This window comes from Pseudoalteromonas sp. SR44-8 (assembly GCF_014163635.1).
Classification (GTDB): domain Bacteria; phylum Pseudomonadota; class Gammaproteobacteria; order Enterobacterales; family Alteromonadaceae; genus Pseudoalteromonas; species Pseudoalteromonas rhizosphaerae.
Window position 1 is genome coordinate 47124 of the sequence record NZ_JACJDS010000011.1, and the last position, 24467, is coordinate 71590.

20 protein-coding genes are annotated in these 24467 nt (G+C 41.0%); 7 read left to right on the forward strand and 13 right to left on the reverse strand.

Annotated elements, in window-relative coordinates:
• Positions 1–65 precede the first annotated feature (65 nt).
• The 12 genes from H5183_RS07190 to rsmD all read right to left on the reverse strand — a co-directional run bounded on the left by H5183_RS07190 (position 66) and on the right by rsmD (position 14563).
• On the reverse strand, positions 66–2585 hold the full coding sequence (locus H5183_RS07190; protein WP_145234785.1) for an EAL domain-containing protein: 2520 nt from the start codon (positions 2583–2585) through the stop codon (positions 66–68).
• Positions 2586–2683: 98 nt separating this feature from the next.
• Positions 2684–3967: a phosphoribosylamine--glycine ligase gene (gene purD / locus H5183_RS07195; protein ID WP_182731321.1), complete on the reverse strand. Its 1284-nt coding sequence runs from the start codon at positions 3965–3967 to the stop codon at positions 2684–2686.
• 14 nt (positions 3968–3981) lie between these two features.
• Entirely contained in the window at positions 3982–4800 is an 819-nt protein-coding gene (locus H5183_RS07200; protein ID WP_145234789.1) for a class I SAM-dependent methyltransferase, read from the reverse strand.
• A gap of 108 nt (positions 4801–4908) precedes the next feature.
• Complete coding sequence (gene purH / locus H5183_RS07205) at positions 4909–6495, reverse strand: bifunctional phosphoribosylaminoimidazolecarboxamide formyltransferase/IMP cyclohydrolase (RefSeq protein ID WP_182717208.1); 1587 nt, start codon at positions 6493–6495, stop codon at positions 4909–4911.
• A gap of 211 nt (positions 6496–6706) precedes the next feature.
• On the reverse strand, positions 6707–6997 hold the full coding sequence (gene fis / locus H5183_RS07210; RefSeq protein ID WP_002957804.1) for a DNA-binding transcriptional regulator Fis: 291 nt from the start codon (positions 6995–6997) through the stop codon (positions 6707–6709).
• 20 nt (positions 6998–7017) lie between these two features.
• Positions 7018–7989, reverse strand: coding sequence for a tRNA dihydrouridine synthase DusB (gene dusB / locus H5183_RS07215; protein ID WP_182731350.1), 972 nt, complete (start codon positions 7987–7989; stop codon positions 7018–7020).
• A 281-nt stretch (positions 7990–8270) separates the two neighbouring features.
• A complete protein-coding gene (gene prmA, locus H5183_RS07220) occupies positions 8271–9152 on the reverse strand; it encodes a 50S ribosomal protein L11 methyltransferase (RefSeq protein WP_145234796.1) in 882 nt (293 codons plus the stop codon).
• Between the two features lie 68 nt (positions 9153–9220).
• On the reverse strand, positions 9221–11062 hold the full coding sequence (gene rpoD, locus H5183_RS07225) for an RNA polymerase sigma factor RpoD (protein ID WP_145234798.1): 1842 nt from the start codon (positions 11060–11062) through the stop codon (positions 9221–9223).
• A gap of 131 nt (positions 11063–11193) precedes the next feature.
• Positions 11194–12948 carry a DNA primase gene (dnaG, locus tag H5183_RS07230; protein WP_145234801.1) on the reverse strand — a complete coding sequence of 585 codons (1755 nt, stop codon included), beginning with the start codon at positions 12946–12948 and terminating at the stop codon, positions 11194–11196.
• A 169-nt stretch (positions 12949–13117) separates the two neighbouring features.
• A complete protein-coding gene (locus H5183_RS07235; protein ID WP_145234803.1) occupies positions 13118–13564 on the reverse strand; it encodes a GatB/YqeY domain-containing protein in 447 nt (148 codons plus the stop codon).
• 20 nt (positions 13565–13584) lie between these two features.
• Complete coding sequence (rpsU, locus tag H5183_RS07240) at positions 13585–13800, reverse strand: 30S ribosomal protein S21 (RefSeq protein WP_002957797.1); 216 nt, start codon at positions 13798–13800, stop codon at positions 13585–13587.
• A 163-nt stretch (positions 13801–13963) separates the two neighbouring features.
• On the reverse strand, positions 13964–14563 hold the full coding sequence (gene rsmD, locus H5183_RS07245) for a 16S rRNA (guanine(966)-N(2))-methyltransferase RsmD (protein ID WP_145234805.1): 600 nt from the start codon (positions 14561–14563) through the stop codon (positions 13964–13966).
• A gap of 213 nt (positions 14564–14776) precedes the next feature.
• On the opposite strand from rsmD, the gene ftsY reads away from it, so the two are divergent.
• The 5 genes from ftsY (at position 14777) to H5183_RS07270 (ending at position 22214) form a co-directional block, all read left to right on the forward strand.
• Complete coding sequence (gene ftsY, locus H5183_RS07250; protein WP_182731322.1) at positions 14777–16942, forward strand: signal recognition particle-docking protein FtsY; 2166 nt, start codon at positions 14777–14779, stop codon at positions 16940–16942.
• Between the two features lie 52 nt (positions 16943–16994).
• A complete protein-coding gene (ftsE, locus tag H5183_RS07255) occupies positions 16995–17672 on the forward strand; it encodes a cell division ATP-binding protein FtsE (RefSeq protein ID WP_182717204.1) in 678 nt (225 codons plus the stop codon).
• Positions 17669–18655 carry a permease-like cell division protein FtsX gene (gene ftsX, locus H5183_RS07260; RefSeq protein WP_145234809.1) on the forward strand — a complete coding sequence of 329 codons (987 nt, stop codon included), beginning with the start codon at positions 17669–17671 and terminating at the stop codon, positions 18653–18655. Before ftsE ends, ftsX begins: the two co-directional genes overlap by 4 nt.
• A gap of 224 nt (positions 18656–18879) precedes the next feature.
• Positions 18880–19743, forward strand: coding sequence for an RNA polymerase sigma factor RpoH (gene rpoH, locus H5183_RS07265; RefSeq protein WP_145234811.1), 864 nt, complete (start codon positions 18880–18882; stop codon positions 19741–19743).
• A gap of 599 nt (positions 19744–20342) precedes the next feature.
• Positions 20343–22214, forward strand: coding sequence for a methyl-accepting chemotaxis protein (locus H5183_RS07270; protein WP_182731323.1), 1872 nt, complete (start codon positions 20343–20345; stop codon positions 22212–22214).
• Between the two features lie 147 nt (positions 22215–22361).
• Here H5183_RS07270 and H5183_RS07275 read toward each other — a convergent pair whose 3' ends face one another.
• Positions 22362–22898 (reverse strand): dihydrofolate reductase family protein, encoded by a 537-nt coding sequence (locus tag H5183_RS07275; protein WP_182731324.1) that lies wholly within the window; start codon positions 22896–22898, stop codon positions 22362–22364.
• An 87-nt stretch (positions 22899–22985) separates the two neighbouring features.
• Here H5183_RS07275 and H5183_RS07280 point away from each other — a divergent pair, with 87 nt between their 5' ends.
• Together H5183_RS07280 and H5183_RS07285 are read left to right on the forward strand one after the other, a co-directional pair.
• Positions 22986–23555 carry a TetR/AcrR family transcriptional regulator gene (locus H5183_RS07280; RefSeq protein ID WP_145234818.1) on the forward strand — a complete coding sequence of 190 codons (570 nt, stop codon included), beginning with the start codon at positions 22986–22988 and terminating at the stop codon, positions 23553–23555.
• Positions 23556–23732: 177 nt separating this feature from the next.
• Positions 23733–24422 (forward strand): tRNA-uridine aminocarboxypropyltransferase, encoded by a 690-nt coding sequence (locus H5183_RS07285; RefSeq protein ID WP_182731325.1) that lies wholly within the window; start codon positions 23733–23735, stop codon positions 24420–24422.
• The last annotated feature ends 45 nt before the right edge of the window (positions 24423–24467 follow it).

Sequence of the window (24467 nt, forward strand, 5' to 3'; positions counted from 1 at the left end):
TTACGCCCCTAAAGATGTGAAAAAGAGGATTCTATCAGTAATCCTTAAACATGTGGCAATTTTACTTAATTCGCTTGTTTATTTTCAGCTAACCACAACAAATAGTCATCCACAGCGATGGCTTTGGAGTAATAGTACCCTTGCCCGTAGTCTGCCTCCATGGCCTTTAAAAGTTGTTGTGTTGTTACATCTTCAACTCCCTCGGCAGTGACTTTTAAACCTAGGCTATGAGCCATTTCTATCGCAGCCTTAACAATTACTCTATTAGCACTGTGAGTAGGGAGACCTATAATAAATGATTTATCTATTTTTAAGGTTGAAAAGTTGTAGCTAACAAAACAATTTAGTGACGAATAGCCAGTACCAAAATCATCTAAAATCACTTCAATACCAAGGCGGGTTAATTGTTCAACTAAGTGAATCATTTGCTGTTGGTTTGCAATTAAAGCTGACTCAGTAAGTTCAAACTTAAGTTGTTTGGCAGGAACATTGTGTTTGAGTAAGGTGTTTTCAATTTTTTCAATTAAATTATGGATCATTAAGTTTTTAGCACTTAAATTAACGCTTACTTTATGCTTAAAAAAACCTGCGTGATTAAACTTAGCGATATCTTGGCAGGCTTGCTCTAGCACCCACAGTGTGAGTTTATTGATAAGACCAGTACGTTCGGCTAATAGGATTAAAGCCTCTATATTGATTTGCTCATAAGGTGCATTAGGCCAGCGCAATAAGGCTTCACTGCCAATCGTTTGGCCGGTGCGTAAATCTATTTGCGGCTGATGATAAATAGTTAACTGGTTCGTTTTTAAGGCATTTTGAAATGCAGCCGCTAAGCTAATGTTCATAGTGACAGGTATTAATTTTGACTGATTATTTGGATAGCTTGTTTGTGGCGCTTCGGTTAGTGAAAAATAGCCATTTTGCAACCATGTATCAAAGCCACTTTCACCGTCGAGAATACAATATCCCATTGCGTAGCTTAATTGTAAATCAAACCCTTGCACCGGATGATGTTTAGGTAAGCTTTTACGAATTTTGGTTAACTTATCATGCAGTGATTGTGCACTTTGAGTTTTAATTGAAATGAATGCCAGCACACCGTTGCTCAAATCGGCTATCCGCGGACAGGTATCTAGATTGCTCTCTAAATTGATAAACTCACGCTCTTTACTCAGTTGCAGCTCAAGAGATTTAGCAATAGCAACAACAAGTTGACTACTTTGAGTTTGATTTAAAATATGACTGAGTGAATGAAAATCAGTAATTCTAATTAAGCATAAGCTTGCTCTGCGCTGCTTGAGTTGTAAACTCATATAGGCTTGTTTTAGCATGGCACTATTTAATAGTTTGGTTTGCTCTGTATGAGTGGCGTGATACAGCGCCTTTTCTCGTTGATAGCGCACTCTATCCGCAAGTGCCATAGCCATTAATACCACCTCACATAGTATTGCAACTAAAAATGCGTGGCGTATAGCAAAGCTATAAGGTAATACGCCAGTTAATTCAAGCGGTTGAATGGCTGCACCAATAATAAGAGGTATCCATGAAACAACATAGAACTTAGCCCATCGAAAGCCACTACGTAATTTTCTGTAAATCATAATAATACAGACGATGTACAACAATACCAACACAGCAAAAAATATCGGTGCAGCAATATTTTCAGCTATGAAAAAACAACTTATACCTAGACAAAACATTAAAAGCATTAAATATATACTGAGTTTATAACGCCAGCATTGCTCTTTATGGTAACGCAAAAACATAGTGCAGAATGCTAAGGTAAATAAAGCAATTGCATAGTTGCTAACAACAATATATTTTTGAAAAAATAGCTGCCAACTTAGTGGCCAAAGATAAAAACCAAAACCAAGTACACCCCCCATTAAAATGATGGCACTAATAATGTAACCAATATAGATTAAGTACACGCGATCTTTAATACCAAAAAACAGCACTAAGTTATAAAGTGCCGCCATAATAAGTACACCCACAAATATTCCCCAAATAGCGGTTTGTGAGCGGGTTAAATCTTGAAACTCTGCTTCGCCATATAAATTGACAGGGGTTTTACTTATGCCGGTTGTATCAACTTTCAGTAGTAGCTTTTGTTTACTCTGCGCAGTAATTGTTAGCCGAATATGCGGCACGCTGTATTGAAAAAGAGAGAGTTCAGATTCCAAATCACCAAGTCGAGTGGTCGTTATAATATTATTGTGACTATCTAGGTGATAGACAGTTAAATGATCAACCATTGGATTATCAAAATGAGCGACAATTTTTTCATTTTGTTGGCTACGATTATCTAGATCTACTAGTAACCAGTAATTACGTGGCGTGAAGTTCCAATCGATATGCTCAAAAGGTTTTGCTGTAAAGCTATTTAGGTTGTCTAAAATCTGCTGAGTATGCAGATTTTTTGTATCATCAATGAGATAACTTTGGGATAAATATATGGGAGTTGTTTTGTCGATTGTATATCTAGTGGGCGTGACTAAATGACTTGCGAAATTAGCAATTACATAGAACAAGAAAAGTAGTATTAAAACGGCAATAAAGCGATAGCGAAGATGGTTATTTTTCAATTGTCAGCGTTCTTTTTTTAGTCCTTGAAATTAGTGTAGCACTAAAAAGCGCAGATAAACTGCGCTTTTATTAAATAGTAACTGGTTATACCAATGCGCTATTTTTCCCGAGCGATAGCGCGATAAGCAATATCTGTACGGTATTCCATACCTTGCCAGCTAATTTCATCAACTAGTTGGTAGGCACGTTGCTGCGCTTCGGTCACTGTGTTACCTAGTGCCGTTGCACATAATACTCGGCCACCGGCAGTCACTACGTTATCGCCGTCTTGCTTAGTACCCGCATGGAAGACTTTTTCGCCTTCTGGGTAGGTTACTTTTAGACCACTGATTGCATCACCTTTTGGGTAGTTATCAGGGTAGCCTTGAGCTGCAAGTACCACACCCACTGCTGCGCGTGAGTCAAACTCAATCGTCGTTTTATCAAGTTCAACACGATTAGCTGCTTCAATCAGTTCAACTAAGTCAGACTGTAAACGAAGCATCATAGGTTGTGTTTCAGGATCACCAAAACGACAGTTGTATTCGATTACTTTAGGGGTCCCAGAGTCATCGATCATCAAACCAGCATAGAGGAAGCCAGTGTAAGGATGGCCTTCGCTTGCCATACCTTCTACTGTTGGGTAGATCACTTCGTTCATAATACGCAGGTGGATTTCATCAGTTACCACCGGCGCTGGTGAGTATGCACCCATACCGCCAGTGTTCGGACCTTGATCGCCATTATAAGCGCGTTTGTGATCTTGGCTGGTAGCAAAAGGTAATACGTTTTTACCATCAACCATCACGATAAATGATGCTTCTTCACCTTCTAAGAACTCTTCGATTACCACGCGGCTGCCAGCGTCACCAAAAGCGTTACCGGCTAGCATATCGCGAATAGCATCTTCAGCCTCAACTTCGGTCATGGCAACAATGACGCCTTTACCTGCGGCAAGACCATCAGCTTTGATTACAATCGGCGCGCCTTTTTCTTTTAAATAAGCAAGCGCAGGCTCGATTTGTTCAAACGTTTGATAATCCGCAGTTGGGATAGCATGACGAGCTAAAAAGTCTTTAGTGAATGACTTAGAGCCTTCTAGTTGCGCAGCGCCTGCTGTTGGGCCAAAGATAGCTAAACCGTGCTCACGGAATTTATCTACCACGCCAAGTACTAATGGTACTTCAGGTCCAACAATGGTTAGCTCAACATTATTGTTTTGTGCAAAGCTAAGTAGGCCATCGAGATCTTCAACGTTAATGGCAACATTCTCAAGCTTGGGTTCAAGCGCTGTACCGGCATTACCTGGTGCAACATAAACAGTGTTTACTTTTGTATTTTGAGCGGCTTTGAACGCAAGTGCGTGTTCGCGGCCGCCGCTGCCAATGACTAATACATTCATGGCGAATATCCTATTTAAAGCGGTTTTTTAAATTTCAGCGTCATGCGGTCGCTTTCACCAATTGCTTTATATTTAGCGGCATCTTGCTCGCCAAGTCTAAGGCTTGGTGGAAGGGTCCATACCCCTTTAGGGTGATCGGCTGTATCAAGAGAGTTTGCATTTATGTCACTGCTTGCTGCCAGTTCAAAGCCTGCTTGTTTAGCAAGTTCGATTACCACGCTTTGTTTCATATAACCTGATGACTTTTGCATTTCATCAGCTTGCGCTTCAGGTAGGCGATGTTCAACCACACCTAAAGTACCACCTGGTTTAAGTGCTTTGTAAAAAGACTTAAAGGCATTAGCTGCGGCATCTTTATCTTTGCTCATATACCAATTATGTACGTTGCGGAAGGTTAACACCATGTCTGCGCTGCTCGCCGGGGCAATGTCTAAATGTGTTGAAGGAGCGAATTCAGTCAGCTTTACTTTATTGAATCGCTCATCTTCAGCAATTTTCTTTTTAAAGCCAGCTAGAGCTCGTTGGTAATAACCCACCGATGAGTCAGCAGGGAAATGCGCGGCATAATAAGTGCCTTGCTCTTTCAGTGCTGGCGCTAAAATTTCACTGTACCAGCCGCCGCCAGGCGCAATCTCAACAACAGTCATAGTTGGTTTAAAACCAAAAAACTCTAATGTTTCGACAGGGTGGCGGTATTGATCGCGATCACTGCTGCGCTCGCTTGATTTAACTGCATTATTTAATGCTGAATCATGGCCATGCTCATGGCTAATAGCCATAGTTGATGTCATCGCAAGGGTGGCAACAAGTAGAGATTTTAGTGCAAATTTCATCGTCTGTTCCTTCACATTATATTTTTAGAATAGGTTATAGAATAAGCAGAATACGTGAATTTGGTGCAAACAAAAAGAGCTAACTGATGCAGTTAGCTCTTTGTGTGATTAATGGCGGAAGTGACGCATGCCAGTAAACACCATTGCCATACCAGCTTCGTCAGCGGCAGCGATAACTTCTTCATCGCGCATTGAACCACCAGGTTGGATCACAGCTGTAATACCAGCCTCTGCAGCTGCATCAATACCATCACGGAATGGGAAGAACGCATCAGATGCCATTACTGAACCTTTAACTTCAAGGTTTTCATCAGCGGCTTTAATTCCGGCAATTTTAGCTGAGTAAACGCGGCTCATTTGGCCTGCGCCTACACCAATGGTCATACCGTCACGGGCATAAACAATGGCGTTTGACTTAACAAATTTAGCTACTTTCCAGCAGAATAATAAGTCTTTAAGTTCTTGCTCAGTAGGCTGGCGCTTAGACACAACCGTTAAGTCGCCTTGCGTTACCATACCTAAATCACGGTCTTGGATGAGTACACCGCCATTAACGCGTTTGATGTCATGACCTGTCGCTTTGCCTGACCATTGGCCACACTCTAGTAAGCGTACATTTTGCTTAGCCGAAATAATTTGTGCCGCAGCTTCTGATACTTTAGGCGCAATGATCACTTCAACGAATTGACGAGACACAATTGCTTCAGCGGTATCAGCATCAAGCTCTTGGTTAAAGGCAATGATGCCACCAAATGCTGACGTAGGATCGGTTTTGAATGCGCGATCATAGGCTTCAAGGATGTTGTCACCGATTGAAACGCCACAAGGGTTAGCATGTTTAACAATAACACAGGCTGGTACATCAAATTCTTTCACACATTCAAGAGCTGCATCTGTATCAGCAATATTATTGAAAGAAAGTGCTTTACCTTGCAGTTGTATGGCAGTTGCAACAGATGCTTCTTGAACGTCGTTTTCAACATAAAAAGCCGCATCTTGGTGTGAATTTTCACCGTAGCGCATGTCTTGTTTTTTAGTAAACTGCATATTGATAGTGCGTGGGAATTTAGTTTCCTCAGCTGCTTCATCAGTGTAATCAGCAACCATCTTACCGAAGTAGTTAGCAATCATGCCATCGTACTGCGCGGTGTGCTCGTAAGCTGCAATGGCAAGATCAAAACGTGTTTTGTATGTAGTTGAACCATTGTTGCTTTGCATTTCGCTGATCACGCGGTCGTAATCTTTGGCGTTTACTACAATAGTCACGTCTTTGTGGTTTTTGGCCGCAGCACGCACCATCGTTGGGCCGCCGATATCAATGTTCTCAATGGCATCTTCAAGGCTGCAGTTTTCTTGAGCGACTGTATTCGCAAAGGGGTATAAGTTAACTACAACGATATCGATAGCTGAGATGTTATGAGCGTCCATTACATCTTCATCTTGACCACGACGCGCTAAAATGCCGCCATGAATTTTTGGGTGAAGAGTTTTTACGCGACCATCCATGATCTCAGGGTGACCTGTGTGGTCAGATACTTCAGTGACTTTAATGCCGTTATCAGCAAGTAATTTACAAGTACCGCCAGTTGATAAGATGTCTACGCCTTGTGATTCAAGAGCGCGAGCAAATTCAACAATACCGGTTTTATCTGACACACTTAGTAGTGCGCGACGAATTGGACGATGTGTATCCATTGTAGTTTGATTACCTCAGTGTTTGAGCTAGCTTAGAAAGGCGCTATTTTAACTGAATATCGCTTAAAAAACGATATTTATACACAAGTCATTTGGGTATACAGAGTGAGGATTTTGCAATTAGACGCTTTTTTGAGGATTTTTAAAGATATAAAAAAAGCACCCGAAGGTGCTTTTTCAAACGAATGTTGTGATAAATCACAACACGGTATTAGTTCATGCCGTATTTCTTTAGTTTCTTACGTAAAGTACCGCGGTTGATACCTAGTAAGATTGCCGCACGTGTTTGGTTGCCACGTGTGTAAGTCATTACTTCTTCAAGTAATGGTGCTTCTAGCTCTGAAAGAACAAGGTCGTAAACGTCTTGCACATCTTGACCGTTAAGCTGTTTTAAATAGTGATGAACAGCTTTCTTCACTGCATCGCGTAATGGCTGCGGTTTCTCGTGTGACTGAACATGAGGGTTAGTGATAAATGGAGAAGTCACGTTTTGTTCGAACATTGTTTATATCTCTTTCTTTCTTAGTTAGCTGCTAGTGTTTTAAAGTATTGCTCTAATGTCTCGATTTGTGCCTGTGGATTATCGAGAGCATTAAATACTCGCCTAAACTGACCGTCACTGTCATGGGTTTGCAAATACCAAGATACATGTTTGCGAGCGATGCGCGCTCCCATTGGTTCGCCGTAAAACGCATGAAGGTTCACTAAGTGTTCCATCAAAATACCACGTACTTCCGTAATTGGAGGCACAGGTAAATGTTCACCGGTTCGCAAATAGTGGTCTATCTCCCTAAATATCCAAGGGCGACCTTGGGCGGCTCGACCAATCATAATGGCATCTGCACCCGTATAGTCCAAAACCTGTTTTGCTTTTTCAGGAGATGTAATATCACCATTAGCAACCACAGGTATCGACACTGAACGTTTTATATCCCTAATTGTGGCGTATTCAGCTTCACCTTTGTACATACATGCGCGTGTACGCCCATGTACGGCCAATGAAGCTATGCCATAACGTTCAGCTATTCTCGCAATCTCAACACCGTTACGGTTATCCTGATCCCATCCTGTGCGGATTTTCAGTGTTACAGGTACATCAACAGCGCTAACCACCGCATCTATAATCTCTTCCACTAAACCAGGAAACTGCAAAAGGGCGGAGCCTGCGAGTTTCTTGTTCACTTTCTTAGCTGGGCACCCCATATTAATATCTATGATCTGTGCACCATTACTTACATTGAATTGTGCAGCCTGCGCCATAAGCTCAGGATCAGCTCCTGCGATTTGCACCGCGCGTATTCCCGATTCACCACTGTGATCCATACGGTTCATCGATTTCTCGGTTTTCCATACCAAAGGATTTGACGATAGCATTTCAGATACAGCTAGCCCCGCACCTAAGCGGCGACAAAGTTGTCTAAATGGTCTATCTGTAATTCCCGCCATTGGCGCCACAATTACATTGTTTTCTAATTGATATGTTCCGATACGCACTGTATTCAATAGGCCTCTTTTCAAGGGGCGCTAAGTTTACGGTTTTTTTGTCGAAAATCAAAGGCTATAAATTGAACAAAAGTGACTTTTTTTTGACTTTTGCATATTGACATTTGATAACAGTTTGACGAACGGCTCTATTTGTGTGAATTTTATACAGAACTAATTTGTGATAAGAAATCATTCAGTTTTTTGGCGTGTAAATAATAGGTAAAGCCTGTTAATTACAGGCTTTACATGAAGGTTTTGCGTTAATACTCTAAATTGCCGAACCCAGCAAGTTAAGCTTTTTTCATACCACTTACACGTGTCCATTCACCTTCAACAGCGATATCATCAAGCGCTAAAAAAGGGGCATAAACATCTGCTACCGACTGCGCTTGTTCTTCTAAAATTCCCGACATAGCAATTTTACCACCTGGTTTTAACAAGCCTAAAATCACGCTGTGTAATTCACGCAGTGGCGCAGCTAAAATATTGGCCACCACGATATCGGCGCTAAACTCAGGCTGATTTTCTGGCAAGTATACTTCGAGTTTATCTGCAACGCCGTTTCGCTGTGCATTATCTAAGCTTGCTTCAAGGGCTTGAGGGTCTATATCGATGCCGATCATGCGCTCAGCGCCAAGTTTGATAGCTGCGATACCTAGAATTCCAGAGCCACAACCAAAGTCGACCACAGTTTTACCGGTCAAATCTTGGCTTTCTAGCCATTTTAAGCACAAAGCGGTGGTGGCATGGGTGCCAGTGCCAAAAGCAAGGCCAGGGTCAAGCAGTACATTGACGGCATCAGGATCGGGAATATCACGCCAGCTTGGGCAGATCCATAGTTTTTCACCAAACTGAATTGGGTGGAAGTTATCCATCCATTCGCGTTCCCAGTCTTTGTCTTCAAGTTGCTCTATTTTGTACACTAAGGTGTCTTTTAACTCGTCGTGGCGCTGTAATAGAGCTATCACCGCATTCATATCGTGGTTAGCTTCGAATAAACCAATCACAGTCGTGTCAGCCCAAAACACCACAGTGCCGATTTTTGGTTCGTAAATAGGAGTGTCTTTAGCATCAATAAAGGTAACAGACGCACTGCCTGCTGCCATTAATAGATCACTTACTGCATCTGCGGTTGCAGCATTAGCATTGATACGGATTTGGATCCAAGCCATAATTATTTCCTGTAAATAGAAAAAAGGCCGCTACAGCGGCCTTTTAAATTTAAATCTGTATTTGCTAATTACTTAGCATCTAAGAAGCTTTTCAATAAGTCAGAGCGTGAAGGGTGGCGTAATTTACGTAGTGCCTTCGCTTCGATTTGACGAATACGCTCACGCGTTACATCAAACTGTTTACCTACTTCTTCTAAGGTATGGTCGGTATTCATATCGATACCAAAACGCATACGCAATACTTTTGCTTCTCGGGCTGTTAGGCCTGCAAGCACATCGTTGGTAGCACCGCGAAGAGATTCCATTGTTGCCGAGTCGATTGGCGAATCAATAGTAGTGTCTTCGATAAAGTCGCCTAAGTGCGAATCTTCATCATCACCGATTGGCGTTTCCATAGAAATTGGCTCTTTAGCAATCTTAAGTACCTTACGGATTTTATCCTCAGGCATCATCATGCGTTCTGCTAATTCTTCTGGATTTGGCTCACGACCCATTTCTTGCAGCATTTGACGAGAAATACGATTAAGTTTATTAATCGTTTCAATCATATGCACCGGAATACGGATTGTACGCGCTTGGTCGGCGATAGAGCGTGTGATTGCTTGACGGATCCACCACGTAGCATAAGTTGAGAACTTATAACCACGGCGATATTCAAACTTATCAACAGCTTTCATCAAACCAATGTTACCTTCTTGGATTAAATCCAAGAATTGTAAACCACGGTTGGTATATTTTTTAGCAATTGAGATTACAAGACGTAAGTTCGCTTCAACCATCTCTTTCTTCGCACGGCGCGCTTTTGCTTCACCAATGCTCATACGACGGTTGATGTCTTTAATACGCTCAATGCTTAAACCTGTGCTTTCTTCGATTACACATAGTTTATTAATACAGCGGATGATTTCTGGTTTGATTTCTTCTAATTTTGCAGAATGTTTTTCATTCGCAGCAATCTCAAGATCAATCCATGCAGCATCAGTTTCATTATTAGCAAAGTGCTTAACAAAAGTTTTCTTCGGTAGCTTAGCGATTTGTACAGCTTGTTTCATGACGATACGTTCTTGAACACGAACTCTGTCCATCATTTCACGCATGTTGTTAACCATACGATCAAACTGTTTCGGCACTAGTTTAAAGGTTTTAAACAGCTCACCAATCTCAAAAATCGCAGCTTGCGATTCTGGATGTGAACGGCCTTTACTATCAAACGTGTCGCGTGCTTTATTGTAAAGATCACGAAGGTTTTCAAAGTGTACACGAGCCTCTTCAGGATCTGGGCCAGTATCTACTTCTTCTTCGTCTTCATCATCGCTATCAGTATCATCGTCATCTTCATCATCAAGTTCTTTTTCGCTTAATTCAGAACCGATATGGGTAGCAGAGATTGGCGCAGCATCTTCATTAGGATCGAAAAAACCAGAGATAATGTCGCTTAAGCGCATTTCTTCTGCTTCAAACTTATCCCATTGCTCAAGCAGGTATGTAATTGCTTCAGGGTATTCTGCAACCGAGATTTGTACTTGGTTGATCCCTTCTTCAATACGCTTAGCGATAACGATTTCGCCTTCACGGGTAAGCAGTTCAACAGTACCCATTTCACGCATGTACATACGAACCGGATCCGTTGTACGGCCGATTTCTTTATCTACAGTAGCAAGCGCAGCGGCTGCAGCTTCTGCTGCGTCTTCATCTGTTGTTGTTTCTTGCATCATCAATTCATCGGCATCAGGCGCGTTTTCGCTAACCTTGATACCCATATCATTGATCATACTAATGATATCTTCTACTTGATCTGAATCGATAATATCTTGTGGAAGGTGATCATTAACTTCTGCAAAAGTTAAATAACCTTGCTCTTTACCTTTTTGAATCAGAAGTTTTAATTGTGACTGAGGAGTTGGATCCATAGAGATTGTTTCTTCCACTCTGATAAGTTGATACAACAGGCGCCAGCTCGCTTATTTATTAAGCCAAGCTAAGTATTATTTGACGCAGTGAATAGCACAGTATAACAGCATAATTCATTTTTGACTAGCTGTTAGTGTCTTTTCGACCCTTTTAACGCTTGAGTAAGGGCTAAACATTCTAGCCTTTCTTCACTCGTAAGCCCTTGGGTCTTGTCTTTTATTAATAAGGTCTCGAGTCGATAATTTAAACACTGATCTTCAATAAATCTGAAAGTATTTTTAAATTCGTCCTCTAAACGGTCGTCATTGATCTCATGACGCCAAGTAGCGAGCTTAATGAGCGCCTCATACTCGGGTGTTTCTCGAAATGATTCAATTAATTGCGCTGTAGTAATGTCACTATTTTGTAAGGCGCAATGTTGTAGCTTAATAAGTAAGGCGATACCAGCAATATTCATTTGTGCTAAATCAGCTAAATAGGGCACTGTATTGGCTAACTTAGGATGCTGAATTAGTAACCCAATTGCGCGACGCATTGGCGTAATTTTAAATTTTCGCTCAATCGCATGCTGCTGTTTAGGTGTTTTTAAGCGATTGTTTAACTGCTCTTTAGTGCGGCCTATTAATCGACCTAAGTGCTCTAATAAGTTTTCTTGATAAAACTGACTAGGGATTTTTTCAATCAACGGAAGCACAGCACTAAGAAGCTTAGCTTTACCTGCATCGGTAGTTAAATCAATCTCTTGGCTGAGTTTATTAAACAGCACTTTGGTAAAATCATCGGCTTGAGATAAACGTAGTTCAAACGCTTCTTTGCCTTCTTTTTGTACTAATGAATCGGGATCTTCACCGTCTGGTAAAAATACAAACAGTAGCGCTTTGCCATCATTTAAATAGGGCAGGGCATTTTCGAGTGCACGCCAAGCGGCATCTCGGCCAGCGCGGTCACCATCATAACAACAAATTACTCGGTCTGTGGTTCTAAACAATGTATGCATGTGCTCAGCGGTGGTGGCGGTACCAAGCGCAGCTACTGCATATTCAATACCTTGCTCGCTCAGTGCTACTACATCCATATAGCCTTCAACTATGAGCACATGTTCAAGTTTTTTATGCGCTTGTTTTGCTTCATATAATCCATATAGTTCAAAGCCTTTATGGAAGATACGGGTTTCTGGCGAGTTTAAATATTTAGGCCCTTGATCCGCTTGCATCACACGGCCACCAAAGGCAATAACACGACCACGTTTATCGCGAATAGGGAACATTAAGCGATCACGAAAGAAGTCAAATTGGCGGCCAGGGGTTTTCTCTGAGGCCAGCTTTAGCTCAACTAATTGCTCTTTTTGTTCTTTATTGCGGCCAAGTTGTTGGCAAAGGCCTTCCCATTCACTGGGGGCATAACCAATCATAAACTTTTTAACTGTTTCGCCACTTAGGCCTCGGCCTTTTACATAGTCTATTACGGTTGCTGAATTAGCATGATGTTTTAACTGGTGTTGATAAAAACGCGCACTATGGAGCATTAAATCGTAATCTGAGCGTTTTTGTTCTGCGGTACGCTCTGGACCATTACTGGTGCCTTGCTCGCGGGGAACATCGAGATTTAGGATGCTTGCAAGTTCTTCAATGGCATCAACAAATTCAAGCTTGTCGTATTCCATAACAAATGAAATAGCGTTGCCGTTCGCACCACAACCAAAGCAATGATAAAACTGTTTGTCTTGAGATACAGTAAATGATGGGGATTTTTCGTTATGAAAAGGGCAACAGGCTTGGTAATCTTTGCCCGCTTTTTTTAAGCCAACTTTGGAGTCAATTAGCTCAACAATATCGGTTCTGGCAAGTAAATCATCTATAAAATTACGTGGGATCTTTCCAGCCATTAGTAAAGTGTAGTCCTGAGATAAATAGAAAATAAGGTGAACGAAATATCAGATAATTTAGTTCTACAATTTAGATTTGAACACAAATGCTATTTTTATTAAAGCGAAAAACGAAGAAACCGAGCACATGGCTCGGTTTGCTTAAATCATACATCTGTATGTGGGAGTATTAGGCAGTTAATCGTTGCTTAATTAAACCAGAGATCTTACCTAAATCGGCGCGACCTTCAGCTTTGCTTTTGATTATACCCATTACTTTACCCATATCTTGCATACCTGCTGCGTTAGTATCAGCAATAGCCGCATCAATAAGAGCTATGATTTCTTCTTCACTCAACTGTTGAGGTAAGAATTCTTCAAGAGCTGTAATCTCATTGGCTTCAATTTCGGCTAAATCTTCACGGCCAGCATCAGTATACTGAGTGTAAGAATCACGGCGTTGTTTAACAAGCTTCACTAATACTGCGGTAATACCGTCATCATCAAGTGTTATTTGCTCGTCAATTTCACGCTGCTTGATTGCAGCAAGCACCATACGAATTGGGTTAAGACGAGATTTGTCTTTCGCTCGCATCGCATCTTTTTGCGCATCTTTTAGCTTTATTAAAAGGCTCATTTATACAAGACCAATACTGATCAATATAATTTAACGCGACGTGCGTTATCGCGAGAAAGCTTCTTCATGTGACGCTTAACCGCTGCAGCTTTTTTACGCTTACGCTCAGCTGTTGGCTTTTCATAGTGCTCGCGACGACGAACTTCTGAAAGGATACCTGCTTTTTCACATGAACGCTTGAAGCGACGAAGTGCTACGTCAAACGGTTCGTTCTCTCTTACTTTAATTACTGGCATTAAAAATTCACCTACCTAAATAATGAGCGTTGCTCAAGTTGATCAAACAATGATCAAGTGGTTCAAAAATGGTGCAGTATTGTAATCCGAAGCCGCACCACATGTAAAGGATAAATATTGTCTGCTCCAAGTGGAAACAAAAAATATTTCTATGTTATTAATTTTACTGTAGTTCATAGAGGCGGCAAAATACTTGTCCCGCCGCTTTTTCTTTCAATAACAGCCAATTGCTGGGTGTTTGTAACGCACTCATCTCGCTTTCAACTTCAACATAAATGAGGGCGTTTTTACTTAACCAGTCATTTTCAGTGAGTAAATCACAGCATTTTTGGGCTAAACCTTGGCGAAAAGGTGGATCAATAAACACTAAGTTAAACTGTTGTTGCTGAGTATTGTTACTTAAATAAAGCAAACTGTCGGTGCAAATTACTTCAGCATTAGTGAGTTTTAACGTGTCAATATTAGTTTGTAATTGGTTGGCGGCGAGTTTATCCATCTCTAAAAAGCGTGCACTGAGAGCAAAACGAGAGAGTGCTTCAAAACCTAATCCACCGGAACCTGCAAAACAATCGAGTACTTTAGTATCGCGAGTATCTTGCATTAACCAGTTAAATACCGTTTCTTTGATACGATCTGTGGTTGGACGAAGACCTTGCACATCTTTTACTGGTAATTTACGGCCACGAAATTGCCCGCTGATGATCCTAATAACGCCATCGCTGGCTTTATTACTCACTTGTTTTTGTGGTGATTTATTTCTCATTTAGCTCACTAAAAAATGGTATCTAGAATCCAGCTCAGATAATATTGCAATCATATAGTAGCGTGTCATTTTTCAACTGCGCTAAAAGTGTTACTATGAGCATCTTAGACAATATGTTGTGGTTATTAGCGGCTGTGCTTTTAAAGCAATGCAGCGAATACACAAAGTATTACCGTTAGTTTATCAGATTTTTATAAGTGGTTATTAGCAAGTATGGCAAAAAAAAATAAATTCCTGTCTTGGTTTGGTTTTGGTAAGTCAGATAAAAACCAACAAGTAGAGCAGACCGCCCAAGAGGCCGATAACCAACAAGCGGAAGTTGAGCGCTTAGAACAACAGCGTATTGCCGCAGAGCAAGCTGAAGCTGAGCGTTTAGAGCAACAACGAATTGCTGCAGAAGAGGCGGAAGCTGAGCGCGCAGAGCAACAGCGCATTGCTGCAGAGCAAGCGGAAGCTGAGCGCTTAGAACAACAGCGCATTGTTGCAGAGCAAGCTGAAGCAGAGCGCTTAGAACAACAGCGCATTGTTGCAGAGCAAGCTGAGGCAGAGCGCTTAGAACAACAGCGCATTGTTGCAGAGCAAGCTGAAGCAGAGCGCTTAGAACAACAGCGCATTGTTGCAGAGCAAGCTGAAGCAGAGCGCTTAGAACAACAGCGTATTGCTGTAGAGCAAGCTGAGGCACGTGATGCTGAACGCCAAGCTATCACAGATGCTGAATTAGCAGCAACAGAACAAGCAGAACAACAACGCCGCGATGAAGCCGCTCGTTTAGTACAGCAAGAAGAAGCAATGCTTTTAGAGCAAGAACGTATTGCAGCAGAACAAGCCGAAGCTGAGCGTTTAGAGCAAGAGCGTATTGTTACTGAGCAGGCTGAAGCTGAACGTTTAGAGCAAGAGCGTATTGCTGCCGAGCAAGCTGAAGCTGAACGTGTAGAACAAGTGCGTATCGCAGCAGAGCAAGCCGAAGCTGAGCGTTTAGAGCAAGAGCGTATTGCCGCGGAGCAAGCCGAAGCTGAACGTGTAGAGCAAGAGCGTATTGCTGCCGAGCAAGCCGAAGCTGAACGTGTAGAGCGAGAGCGTATTGCTGCAGAGCAAGCCGAAGCTGAACGTGTAGAGCAAGAGCGTATTGCTGCCGAGCAAGCCGAAGCTGAGCGTGTAGAGCAAGAGCGTATTTTTACTGAGCAAGCGGAAGCTGAACGTGTAGAGCGAGAGCGTATTGCTGCCGAGCAAGCCGAGGCTGAACGTGCAGAGCAACAACGTATTGCAGCAGAGCAGGCCGAAGCTGAGCGTGTTAAGCAACAACGTATTGCCGCAGAGCAAGCTGAAGCCGAACGTGTAGAGCAACAACGTATTGCTGCAGAAGAGGCGGAAGCTGAGCGTTTAGAGCAAGAGCGATTAACGGCAGAGCTTGCTATCGAGGAAGCAAAAACAGCTGAAAAACCTAAGAAAGAAGGTTTTTTTGCTCGTCTTAAAAAAGGCTTATTAAAAACCAAAGTAAACTTAGGTTCTGGCTTTGCATCGATTTTCACTGGTAAGAAAATTGATGATGAATTATTTGAAGATCTTGAAACTCAGCTATTAACAGCCGACTTAGGTGTTGATACCACCATGAAGCTGATCGATCGTTTGACTGATGCGGCTAACCGCAAACAGTTAAAAGATGGTGATGCATTATATGAGCTAATGAAGCAAGAAATGGCGGCGATGCTTAAAACGGCAGAACAGCCATTAGAAATTCCTGCTGATAAAAAACCATTTGTTATTTTAATGGTGGGTGTTAATGGAGTTGGTAAAACAACGACCATTGGTAAACTTGCTAAGCAATTTCAGGATCAAGGTAAATCAGTCATGTTAGCTGCAGGTGATACTTTCCGTGCAGCTGCGGTTGAGCAATTACAAGTATGGGGTGAGCGTAATAAAATCCCAGTAATTGCACAGCACACCGGTGCTGATAGTGCCTCAGTGATATTTGATGCATTTCAAGCTGCCAAAGCGCGTAACGTTGATGTGTTAATTGCAGATACAGCTGGTCGCTTGCAAAATAAAGACAACTTGATGCAAGAGCTTGAAAAAATAGCCCGAGTGATGAAGAAAATTGATCCCGATGCACCGCATGAAGTGATGCTAACCATCGATGCTGGCACAGGGCAAAATGCAATTAGCCAAGTGAACTTATTTAATCAGTGTGTTGGCCTTACCGGTATTACATTGTCTAAGTTAGATGGTACAGCCAAAGGTGGGGTTATTTTTGCCGTCGCCGATAAATTTAATATTCCGATCCGCTATATTGGTGTTGGTGAAGGCATTGATGATTTACGTGCATTTAATAGTAATGACTTCATTGATGCGCTATTTAGCCAAGATGAGGACGAAGTTTAAATTTCAAAGGGGAGCTTGCTCCCTTTTCAGCTGTGGATGATTGATAACTAAAATGATAAATTTTCAGCAAGTCAGCAAAACATATCCCGGTGGTCACCGAGCACTGGAAAAAGTTAATTTTCATGTTAAACCGGGTGAATTGGCTTTTTTAACTGGTCACAGTGGTGCTGGTAAAAGTACCTTACTTAAACTCATTAGTTTAATGGAACGCCCGTCGGCGGGTCATGTTTTTATTAATGGCGTTGATTTAAATGCAGTAAAATCGCGGCAAATTCCTTATGTCCGCCGTGATATTGGTATCATATTTCAAAACCACCGTTTATTAGAGCGCCACACTATTTTTGATAATGTTGCCTTGCCGCTAATTATCGAAGGTACGCATCATAAGCAAATTGAAAAGCGTGTGCATGGCGCACTTGATAAAGTTGGCTTGCTAGATAAAGTAAAATGCCACCCTTCAACACTCTCTGGTGGTGAACAACAGCGAGTTGGGATTGCCCGGGCAATTGTAAACTCTCCGCCATTATTACTTGCAGATGAACCAACAGGTAACCTAGATCCTGAGCTTTCCATGGATATCTTGCGTTTGTTTGAAGAATTTAATAATCATGGCACTACAGTCTTAATTGCCACCCATGATTTAGGGCTGATCTCGCGAATGAAATACCGTAGCTTAACCTTAAAAGATGGTCGCATGAGTGAAGATCCATTGGCAGAGGCAACACTATGAGTTTGTTATTCAAAGGCCGAAAAAGCCAAAATGAACGAGTAAAAAAATCAGTTTTTGCAGCCGGATATTTCTTTGTGCTGAATATATTTCGCCAAGGTGTATATAGTCTAGGCGAAATGTGGCGCACACCGATGGCGTCAATGATGACCATTGCGGTGTTGGGTTTAAGTTTAACCTTACCAGCGACCTTGTATTTAGTGGTTAAAAATGTGCAGCAGGTCAGCAGTGGCTTTGAAGAAGCTGCAGAGATTTCATTATTTGTAAAAGAATCTATGAGTGAACAAGAAACACAAACGCTTGTTAAACGCTTAGCACTCTACCCTGAAATTGATAATGTCACTTTTATTTCTAAACAAAATGCGCTCATTGAATTTAAAGAAGTATCAGGGTTTGGCCAAGCACTTGAATATTTAGATAGCAATCCTCTGCCAGATGTTGTTATCGTCACGCCGACTTCTCGCCATCGTCAACCAAACGCCGCGCAAGCATTATTAAAAAAGCTTGAAGCAGAGCGTGAAGTCGATTTTGGTAAATTAGATATTGCCTGGCTTGAACGTTTAAATGCATTATTAAGCCTGTTAAAAGAAAGCGTGATCACCATCGCGTTGTTATTACTGACTTCGGTAACTTTGATCATAGGCAACACTATTCGCTTATCAATTATGGATAAGAAAGAAGAGATCCAAGTGATGAAGCTAGTCGGTGCAACCAATACCTTTATTCATGCGCCATTTTTATGGACCGGCATTTGGTATGGCATTGTTGGTGGTTTGTTTGCTTTTATATGTGTGGCCCTCATGATGTGGTGGCTTGGATCTGCAGTCACCCAAGTCGCTGGAGTGTATCAAACTAACTTTAATTTAATCGGCTTAAGCTTAGGCGAGTTTGGTGCGTTAGTGCTGCTTGCAACCAGCTTAGGGTTTGTTGGCTCCTACTTATCTGTTAATCGATATATAAAAGAAATCGAACCCGATAAAGTGTAACAATTATTTTTTATAATCATTGATTAAGTTGGTTGTGGTGAATTGCTTTATCATAACCAACTCACCGCAAAGCTAGAATTCATCGCTTATTCAGGCGTTTAAAGTAGAATAAAAAACACTGAAAAAACCACTTGCTTCAATCGAAAAAAAGTTTTACATTGAAGTTAGCACTCTAAGTGAAAGAGTGCTAAGATGGTTTCAAATGTTTATCACTGAGGTGAAAAATGAGTAAAGATTTATACGCAATGGCACTCACAGTTGGACAGCAAAGCGCAAGTATGGACGGTTACCTTCAAGCGGTAAGCACTATACCTATGCTAGGTGCTGAGCAAGAAAAAGAGTTAGCGACTCGCTTACAGGAAGATGGCGATCTTAACGCTGCAAAGCAACTCATCATGTCTCACCTTCGTTTTGTTGCACATATAGCTAAAGGTTACTCAGGTTACGGTCTACCGCAAGCTGATTTGATTCAAGAAGGCAATATCGGCCTGATGAAAGCAGTAAAACGTTTTGACCCATCAGTGGGCGTACGTTTGGTTTCATTTGCAGTGCATTGGATCAAAGCCGAAATACACGAATTTGTACTTAAAAACTGGCGCATTGTTAAAGTTGCGACCACTAAAGCGCAACGCAAATTGTTTTTTAATCTTCGTAAAAACAAAAAACGTTTAGGTTGGTTTAACCAAGCTGAAGTTGCTACCGTAGCGAGTGAGCTAGGTGTGAGTGAAAAAGAAGTTCGTGAAATGGAATCGCGCATGAGCGGCCAAGACATGGGCTTTGATTTAACCGGTGACGACAGCGATGACGCACCAACTAGTACCTATTCGCCTGTGCAATACTTAACTGATGGCAGTAATGATTTAGCTGAAGAAGTTGAACAGCAACAATATCAAGAGCAATCTCATACACGTTTATTTAGTGCGTTAAAAACCCTAGATGAACGTTCACAAGACATTGTTAGTGCTCGTTGGTTATCAGACGATAAAGCAACACTGCAAGAACTGGCTGAAAAATACAGCGTATCTGCAGAGCGTGTTCGTCAACTTGAAAAAACAGCGATGAAAAAGTTACAAGCTGCAATGAGTTAATCACAGTTTTACAAAATTATTAAAAGCCCTGCATGAAAATGCGGGGCTTTTTGCGTTTAGGGAAGTTACAAGTTTTAAGTCATAAGTGGCAAAAAGCAAGACGACCAATCTACTTTGATACTAGTATTACAAGCGCTGAGATTGATGGAAAAGCGTTACTACTAAAAATTAATGAAGAAGATAAACCGTTGACTAGAAAAACCCTGTTAAACCCTTTCACAGATGATGATCAGAAAAGTAGAGCTATAATATGGATTTCATACAGGGTGACTGCTCCGTCGTCACGGCTTATTACTTTTGCTTAATTTAATATAATGACTAGGCGTTACAATTATTTTAAATAATAATATACGTGCAGTATTTATACCGTGCTATTTATTTACACTCGTTAGGTTATTAATTTAAGTTTTACATTGAATTAATAATGCTTCTTTTTATATTCTCTTAAATCTTTGATTTTAATTTATTATTTAAATCTTGTATGCGAAAATAGAACAAGATTGAGAATTGTCTCTCAATTCATACTCTAAATTAAGCTAACCCCAAGCTGTATTTATATCCGTATTTCAATTTAATTAAAGTCAGTATTAGCACTCAATATGAATTCATATTCACTAAAGAAAAAAATATTATTATCGGTTGTTCTCGCCCTCGTAATTGTTGTTGTATTATTGTCATGGTATAGCTACTCCACGCAAAAAGCGTTGTTACTGCAAAACAGTGTTGATAGTGTGAGGCAAGCAGGTAAACAGCAAGCCGCGCGCATCGAAGCATGGCTAACCGATCGTCAGCGAGTGATCGCTTCTGTCGCAACTAAAGTCGAAGGTGATACGCTTAATGCATTGCAGCAAGCACAGGTATCTGGCGATTTTCAATTAACCTATTTTGGTAACCGCGACGGGCTGATGGTGGACTCTGATCCCAGCATTGACCGCTCAGGTTATGATCCTAGAACACGTCCTTGGTATCAGCAGTCACAGCAAGCTCGTAGCAGCATAATTACCAAGCCTTATTTGGATGTGGCCTTTAATCTATTGGTCGTTACCATAGCTCATCCAGCGCGTAATGGTGTGGTTGGCGGTGATGTGTCAATTGCGAGTATTGTCGATAGCGTTAGCAATATGTCTCTACCGGCAAACGGTTATGCCATCATGATGCATGAAGACGGTACTGTGATCGCCTATAAAGACTCAAGTAAATTGATGGGTAAAATCACCAATATTGAGACTAAATTAAGCAGCCGACTAATCGAATCAAGTAGCCAAACAGGCCAACTTACGCCTGTCTATTTTGAAACTGAAGCTCGGGATAAGCTACTTTGGAGTGAAAAAATCCCCAATACAGATTGGCAGCTAGTTTTTGTACTCGACAAACAAACGTTAGAGGCACCATTAGTTAGCTTGATGGTCACCCAGTTAGGACTGGCAACGTTAGCACTGATCATTAGTGTATTATCTATTTCTTGGTTGTTAAGTTTGTTACTAGGGCCACTAAGTCGCGTGTCGCAAGCGTTATCTCGTATTGCTGCAGGCAATGGTGATTTAACTCAGCGTATTACAGTCGACAGCCAAGACGAAGTCGGCATGTTAGCTGATAGCTTTAATAGTTTTGTAAGTAGTCAACATCAGCTGATCAGTCATATTCGTCAACTAGCGACTGATCTAGACTCAGATGCAGAGAAAAGTCTGTTAACCAATCAATCAAGCGTTAATGAACTACAGCGCCAACAGCAAGAAGTTACAATGGTTGCTACCGCAGTTACAGAGATGTCCAGTGCTACTCATGAAATTGCAGCTAACGCTGAAAATACTGCTGCTGCATCCCAGCAATCGGCGCAAAGCAGTATTCAGGGGAAAAGCTTAGTTGATAAAACCAGAACCACGATTAACTCATTGGCATCAGAAATTGATGAAACCACAGTTGTGATCAGTGAGCTGAGCCTGCATGCACAAGCAATCTCAAGTATTTTAACGACGATTCAGGAGATTGCAGAGCAAACTAATTTACTGGCATTAAATGCTGCGATTGAAGCGGCGCGTGCCGGCGAGCAAGGCCGTGGTTTTGCTGTTGTCGCAGACGAAGTTCGCGTGTTATCACATCGTACTCAAAACTCTACTGCAGAGATTTATACCACGATTGAAACGTTGCAAAATACCACTAAAAAAGCGGTTAGCTTGATGGATAGCAGTAAAAGTTTAGCTAATAACAGTGTTCACGATGTCAATGCCGCAGCACAAGCTTTAGAAGAAATTACTCAAGCAGTGAATGAGATCTCCGACATGGCGGGGCAAATTGCAGTCGCAGCAGAAGAGCAAACTCAAGTAACAAATGAGATAACCCGAAATACGGTCGCGATAAAAGATGTCACTGATGAAATCACTTCGTCGGCGATGACTCATTTAAGTCAAGCCAAAATGCTTAAAGATCGCGCAACTGACTTAAACGAAAAAGTTGCTACCTTTATTCTGTAATGTGACATTTTTGCTTTGAGGCTGAATACCAGCTAATCAAAATTGAGTAAGTTTGTATGAGGGGTTTTCTCCCTACAGACTTACTCAATCGTAAATTAAAATATTAACTTGAGAGGGGAGGAGGAAAGGAATTTTAACTGTTTTAAATTATATTCTGTGTCTTTTAAAATGACTTTGACTAATACCATGAGGGAATACTTCAGACTTTATGCATCGAAATTCGAGAGTATCTTTCAGCTGACCAAATAACGAAATACCAGCACCTAATAAAACAGGAATTGTGGTAATTATCATTTCGTCTATCAGATCATCTTTTAGGAAGTTTTGAATTGTCACACCGCCATCTATATATAAATTTTTATAGCCATCATCTTGAAGTTTTGTAGTTAACTCTCGTAAATCACCTTTTACTATAGAAAATTTACCTTCACAGCTTGCTGGCACACTGCTTAGTGTATTACTTAAAACAAATACAGGCTTTGAATATGGCCATTCACATTCTAGCGTTAACACTAATTCAAATGTGTTGCGGCCCATAACTAAGGCATCAATACTTTGCATATGCTTAACAAATCCCATATCTAAATTATTAGGGTTGGGGATTGAATATAACCAATCAATTTCATTATTTTTATCTGCAATGTAGCCATCCAAACTTGTTGCTATAAATGCTAAATTAGCCATAGTTGTCTCTTATGTTGACTCTATATTAATATCAAATATTCTACACTGTAGAATATTTTTGTAAACTTCAATAAATTAGGCAGGGTTATGACGGTTAAAAAAAGAGGCCGGCCGCAAAAAGAATCAAAGGTATTAAGCGGTGAGGAAATAATAAAAACGGCTAAAAAACTGATGTTAACTAGCGGTAAGATACCGAGTATTCGATCTTTGTCGGCAGAGCTTCATGTAGATGCAATGGCAATATATTATTATTTTAAAAATAAAAACGTGCTGTTAGAAGAGCTAACAACATCTCTAATTTTTGAGATGTATATACCTAAGAATGATTTAGAGTGGGAGGTAGAGTTACGAAAGCTCTCAAAAAGCTATGTTGCACTTTTAAGTAAATATGATGGTTTGCTGCAAACATTGTTGTCTATGAATTCTACAAGCCCAGCTAACGTTTTTATTGATAGATTTAAAATAATTACAAAGGATTTAAATCTGGAAGTATCAGCAGAAAAGGCTTCACTAAATTTACTTGCTGATTATTTACATGGTTTTTCTATGTCGATGAGTTGTGATAGTACAGCTCAATTAACAGTTGATGATGTTGATGGATCGCTTGATATTATATTTGCTGGAATCAATGCTTCATTGAGCATGAGTAACCAGTAATTTATTGATAACAGTTTATTTTTGATTGGAGCCCTTTAATTGTTTAACTGCCATAATATTTAGTTAGTAAGTACTTTTACTTGACGCTTAAAACAGAGGTGCAACGTTTTGATAGCAGATATCAATTCATTTTGATTTTAGCTACAATACGCGCCGATCAATTTATAGGTAATCGTAGTGACTAATACCTCAAGTAATTCAGTACTGGTTTTACGCGCTCAACAAATTAGTGAGTCTCGTCGTGAGTTTAATGCCCGTGGCGGTAAAATGGATCGCTGTGAACGATGCTTAATCGCGAAACATTACTGTATTTGTGATGGTGTAGAGCAGGCTGATAGTCATGCGGCGGTATGCTTACTTATGTATCACAACGAGAGTTTTAAACCCTCTAATACAGGGCGATTAATTGCTGAAATTATTCCTGATAATCATGCTTTTCGTTGGGACAGAACTGATCCTGACGATAAACTATTAGCCTTATTAAATGACCCGCAATATCAACCTATGGTGATCTTTCCTGCTACAGATGTTGAAGATACCGCACGCGTTATTACTGATGTACAACACCAGCCTAATAAACGTCCCTTGTTTATCTTTTTAGATGGCACATGGCGTGAAGCGAAAAAAATGATCCGCAAAAGCCCGTATTTAGACGAGCTGCCAGTCCTCTCAATTACCGCAGAAAAACTGTCAGATTATCGCTTACGTGTAGCCCCTCACGCACACCAACTTGGCACCGCTGAAGTGGCCATTATGGTTTTAGCACTAGCTGGGGAGGTTGATGCAGCAACTAAGCTTGAACAGCATTTTATGAAGTTTCGCGACGCGTATTTATTAGGTAAGCGCAATAAAGGCAGACCTGAGTAATTTGGTTTCCCCATGTTGTACCTCGAAAAATCGCGATATAAAATC

What these genes read in the sequence shown, in the direction of transcription:
- purD (WP_182731321.1), bottom strand. Translation starts at nt 3,967, where the DNA reads ATGAATGTATTAGTCATTGGCAGCGGCGGCCGCGAACACGCACTTGCG.
- H5183_RS07200 (WP_145234789.1), bottom strand. Translation starts at nt 4,800, where the DNA reads ATGAAATTTGCACTAAAATCTCTACTTGTTGCCACCCTTGCGATGACA.
- purH (WP_182717208.1), bottom strand. Translation starts at nt 6,495, where the DNA reads ATGGATACACATCGTCCAATTCGTCGCGCACTACTAAGTGTGTCAGAT.
- fis (WP_002957804.1), bottom strand. Translation starts at nt 6,997, where the DNA reads ATGTTCGAACAAAACGTGACTTCTCCATTTATCACTAACCCTCATGTT.
- prmA (WP_145234796.1), bottom strand. Translation starts at nt 9,152, where the DNA reads ATGGCTTGGATCCAAATCCGTATCAATGCTAATGCTGCAACCGCAGAT.
- rpoD (WP_145234798.1), bottom strand. Translation starts at nt 11,062, where the DNA reads ATGGATCCAACTCCTCAGTCACAATTAAAACTTCTGATTCAAAAAGGT.
- dnaG (WP_145234801.1), bottom strand. Translation starts at nt 12,948, where the DNA reads ATGGCTGGAAAGATCCCACGTAATTTTATAGATGATTTACTTGCCAGA.
- H5183_RS07235 (WP_145234803.1), bottom strand. Translation starts at nt 13,564, where the DNA reads ATGAGCCTTTTAATAAAGCTAAAAGATGCGCAAAAAGATGCGATGCGA.
- rpsU (WP_002957797.1), bottom strand. Translation starts at nt 13,800, where the DNA reads ATGCCAGTAATTAAAGTAAGAGAGAACGAACCGTTTGACGTAGCACTT.
- rsmD (WP_145234805.1), bottom strand. Translation starts at nt 14,563, where the DNA reads ATGAGAAATAAATCACCACAAAAACAAGTGAGTAATAAAGCCAGCGAT.
- ftsY (WP_182731322.1), top strand. Translation starts at nt 14,777, where the DNA reads ATGGCAAAAAAAAATAAATTCCTGTCTTGGTTTGGTTTTGGTAAGTCA.
- ftsE (WP_182717204.1), top strand. Translation starts at nt 16,995, where the DNA reads ATGATAAATTTTCAGCAAGTCAGCAAAACATATCCCGGTGGTCACCGA.
- ftsX (WP_145234809.1), top strand. Translation starts at nt 17,669, where the DNA reads ATGAGTTTGTTATTCAAAGGCCGAAAAAGCCAAAATGAACGAGTAAAA.
- rpoH (WP_145234811.1), top strand. Translation starts at nt 18,880, where the DNA reads ATGAGTAAAGATTTATACGCAATGGCACTCACAGTTGGACAGCAAAGC.
- H5183_RS07270 (WP_182731323.1), top strand. Translation starts at nt 20,343, where the DNA reads ATGAATTCATATTCACTAAAGAAAAAAATATTATTATCGGTTGTTCTC.
- H5183_RS07275 (WP_182731324.1), bottom strand. Translation starts at nt 22,898, where the DNA reads ATGGCTAATTTAGCATTTATAGCAACAAGTTTGGATGGCTACATTGCA.
- H5183_RS07280 (WP_145234818.1), top strand. Translation starts at nt 22,986, where the DNA reads ATGACGGTTAAAAAAAGAGGCCGGCCGCAAAAAGAATCAAAGGTATTA.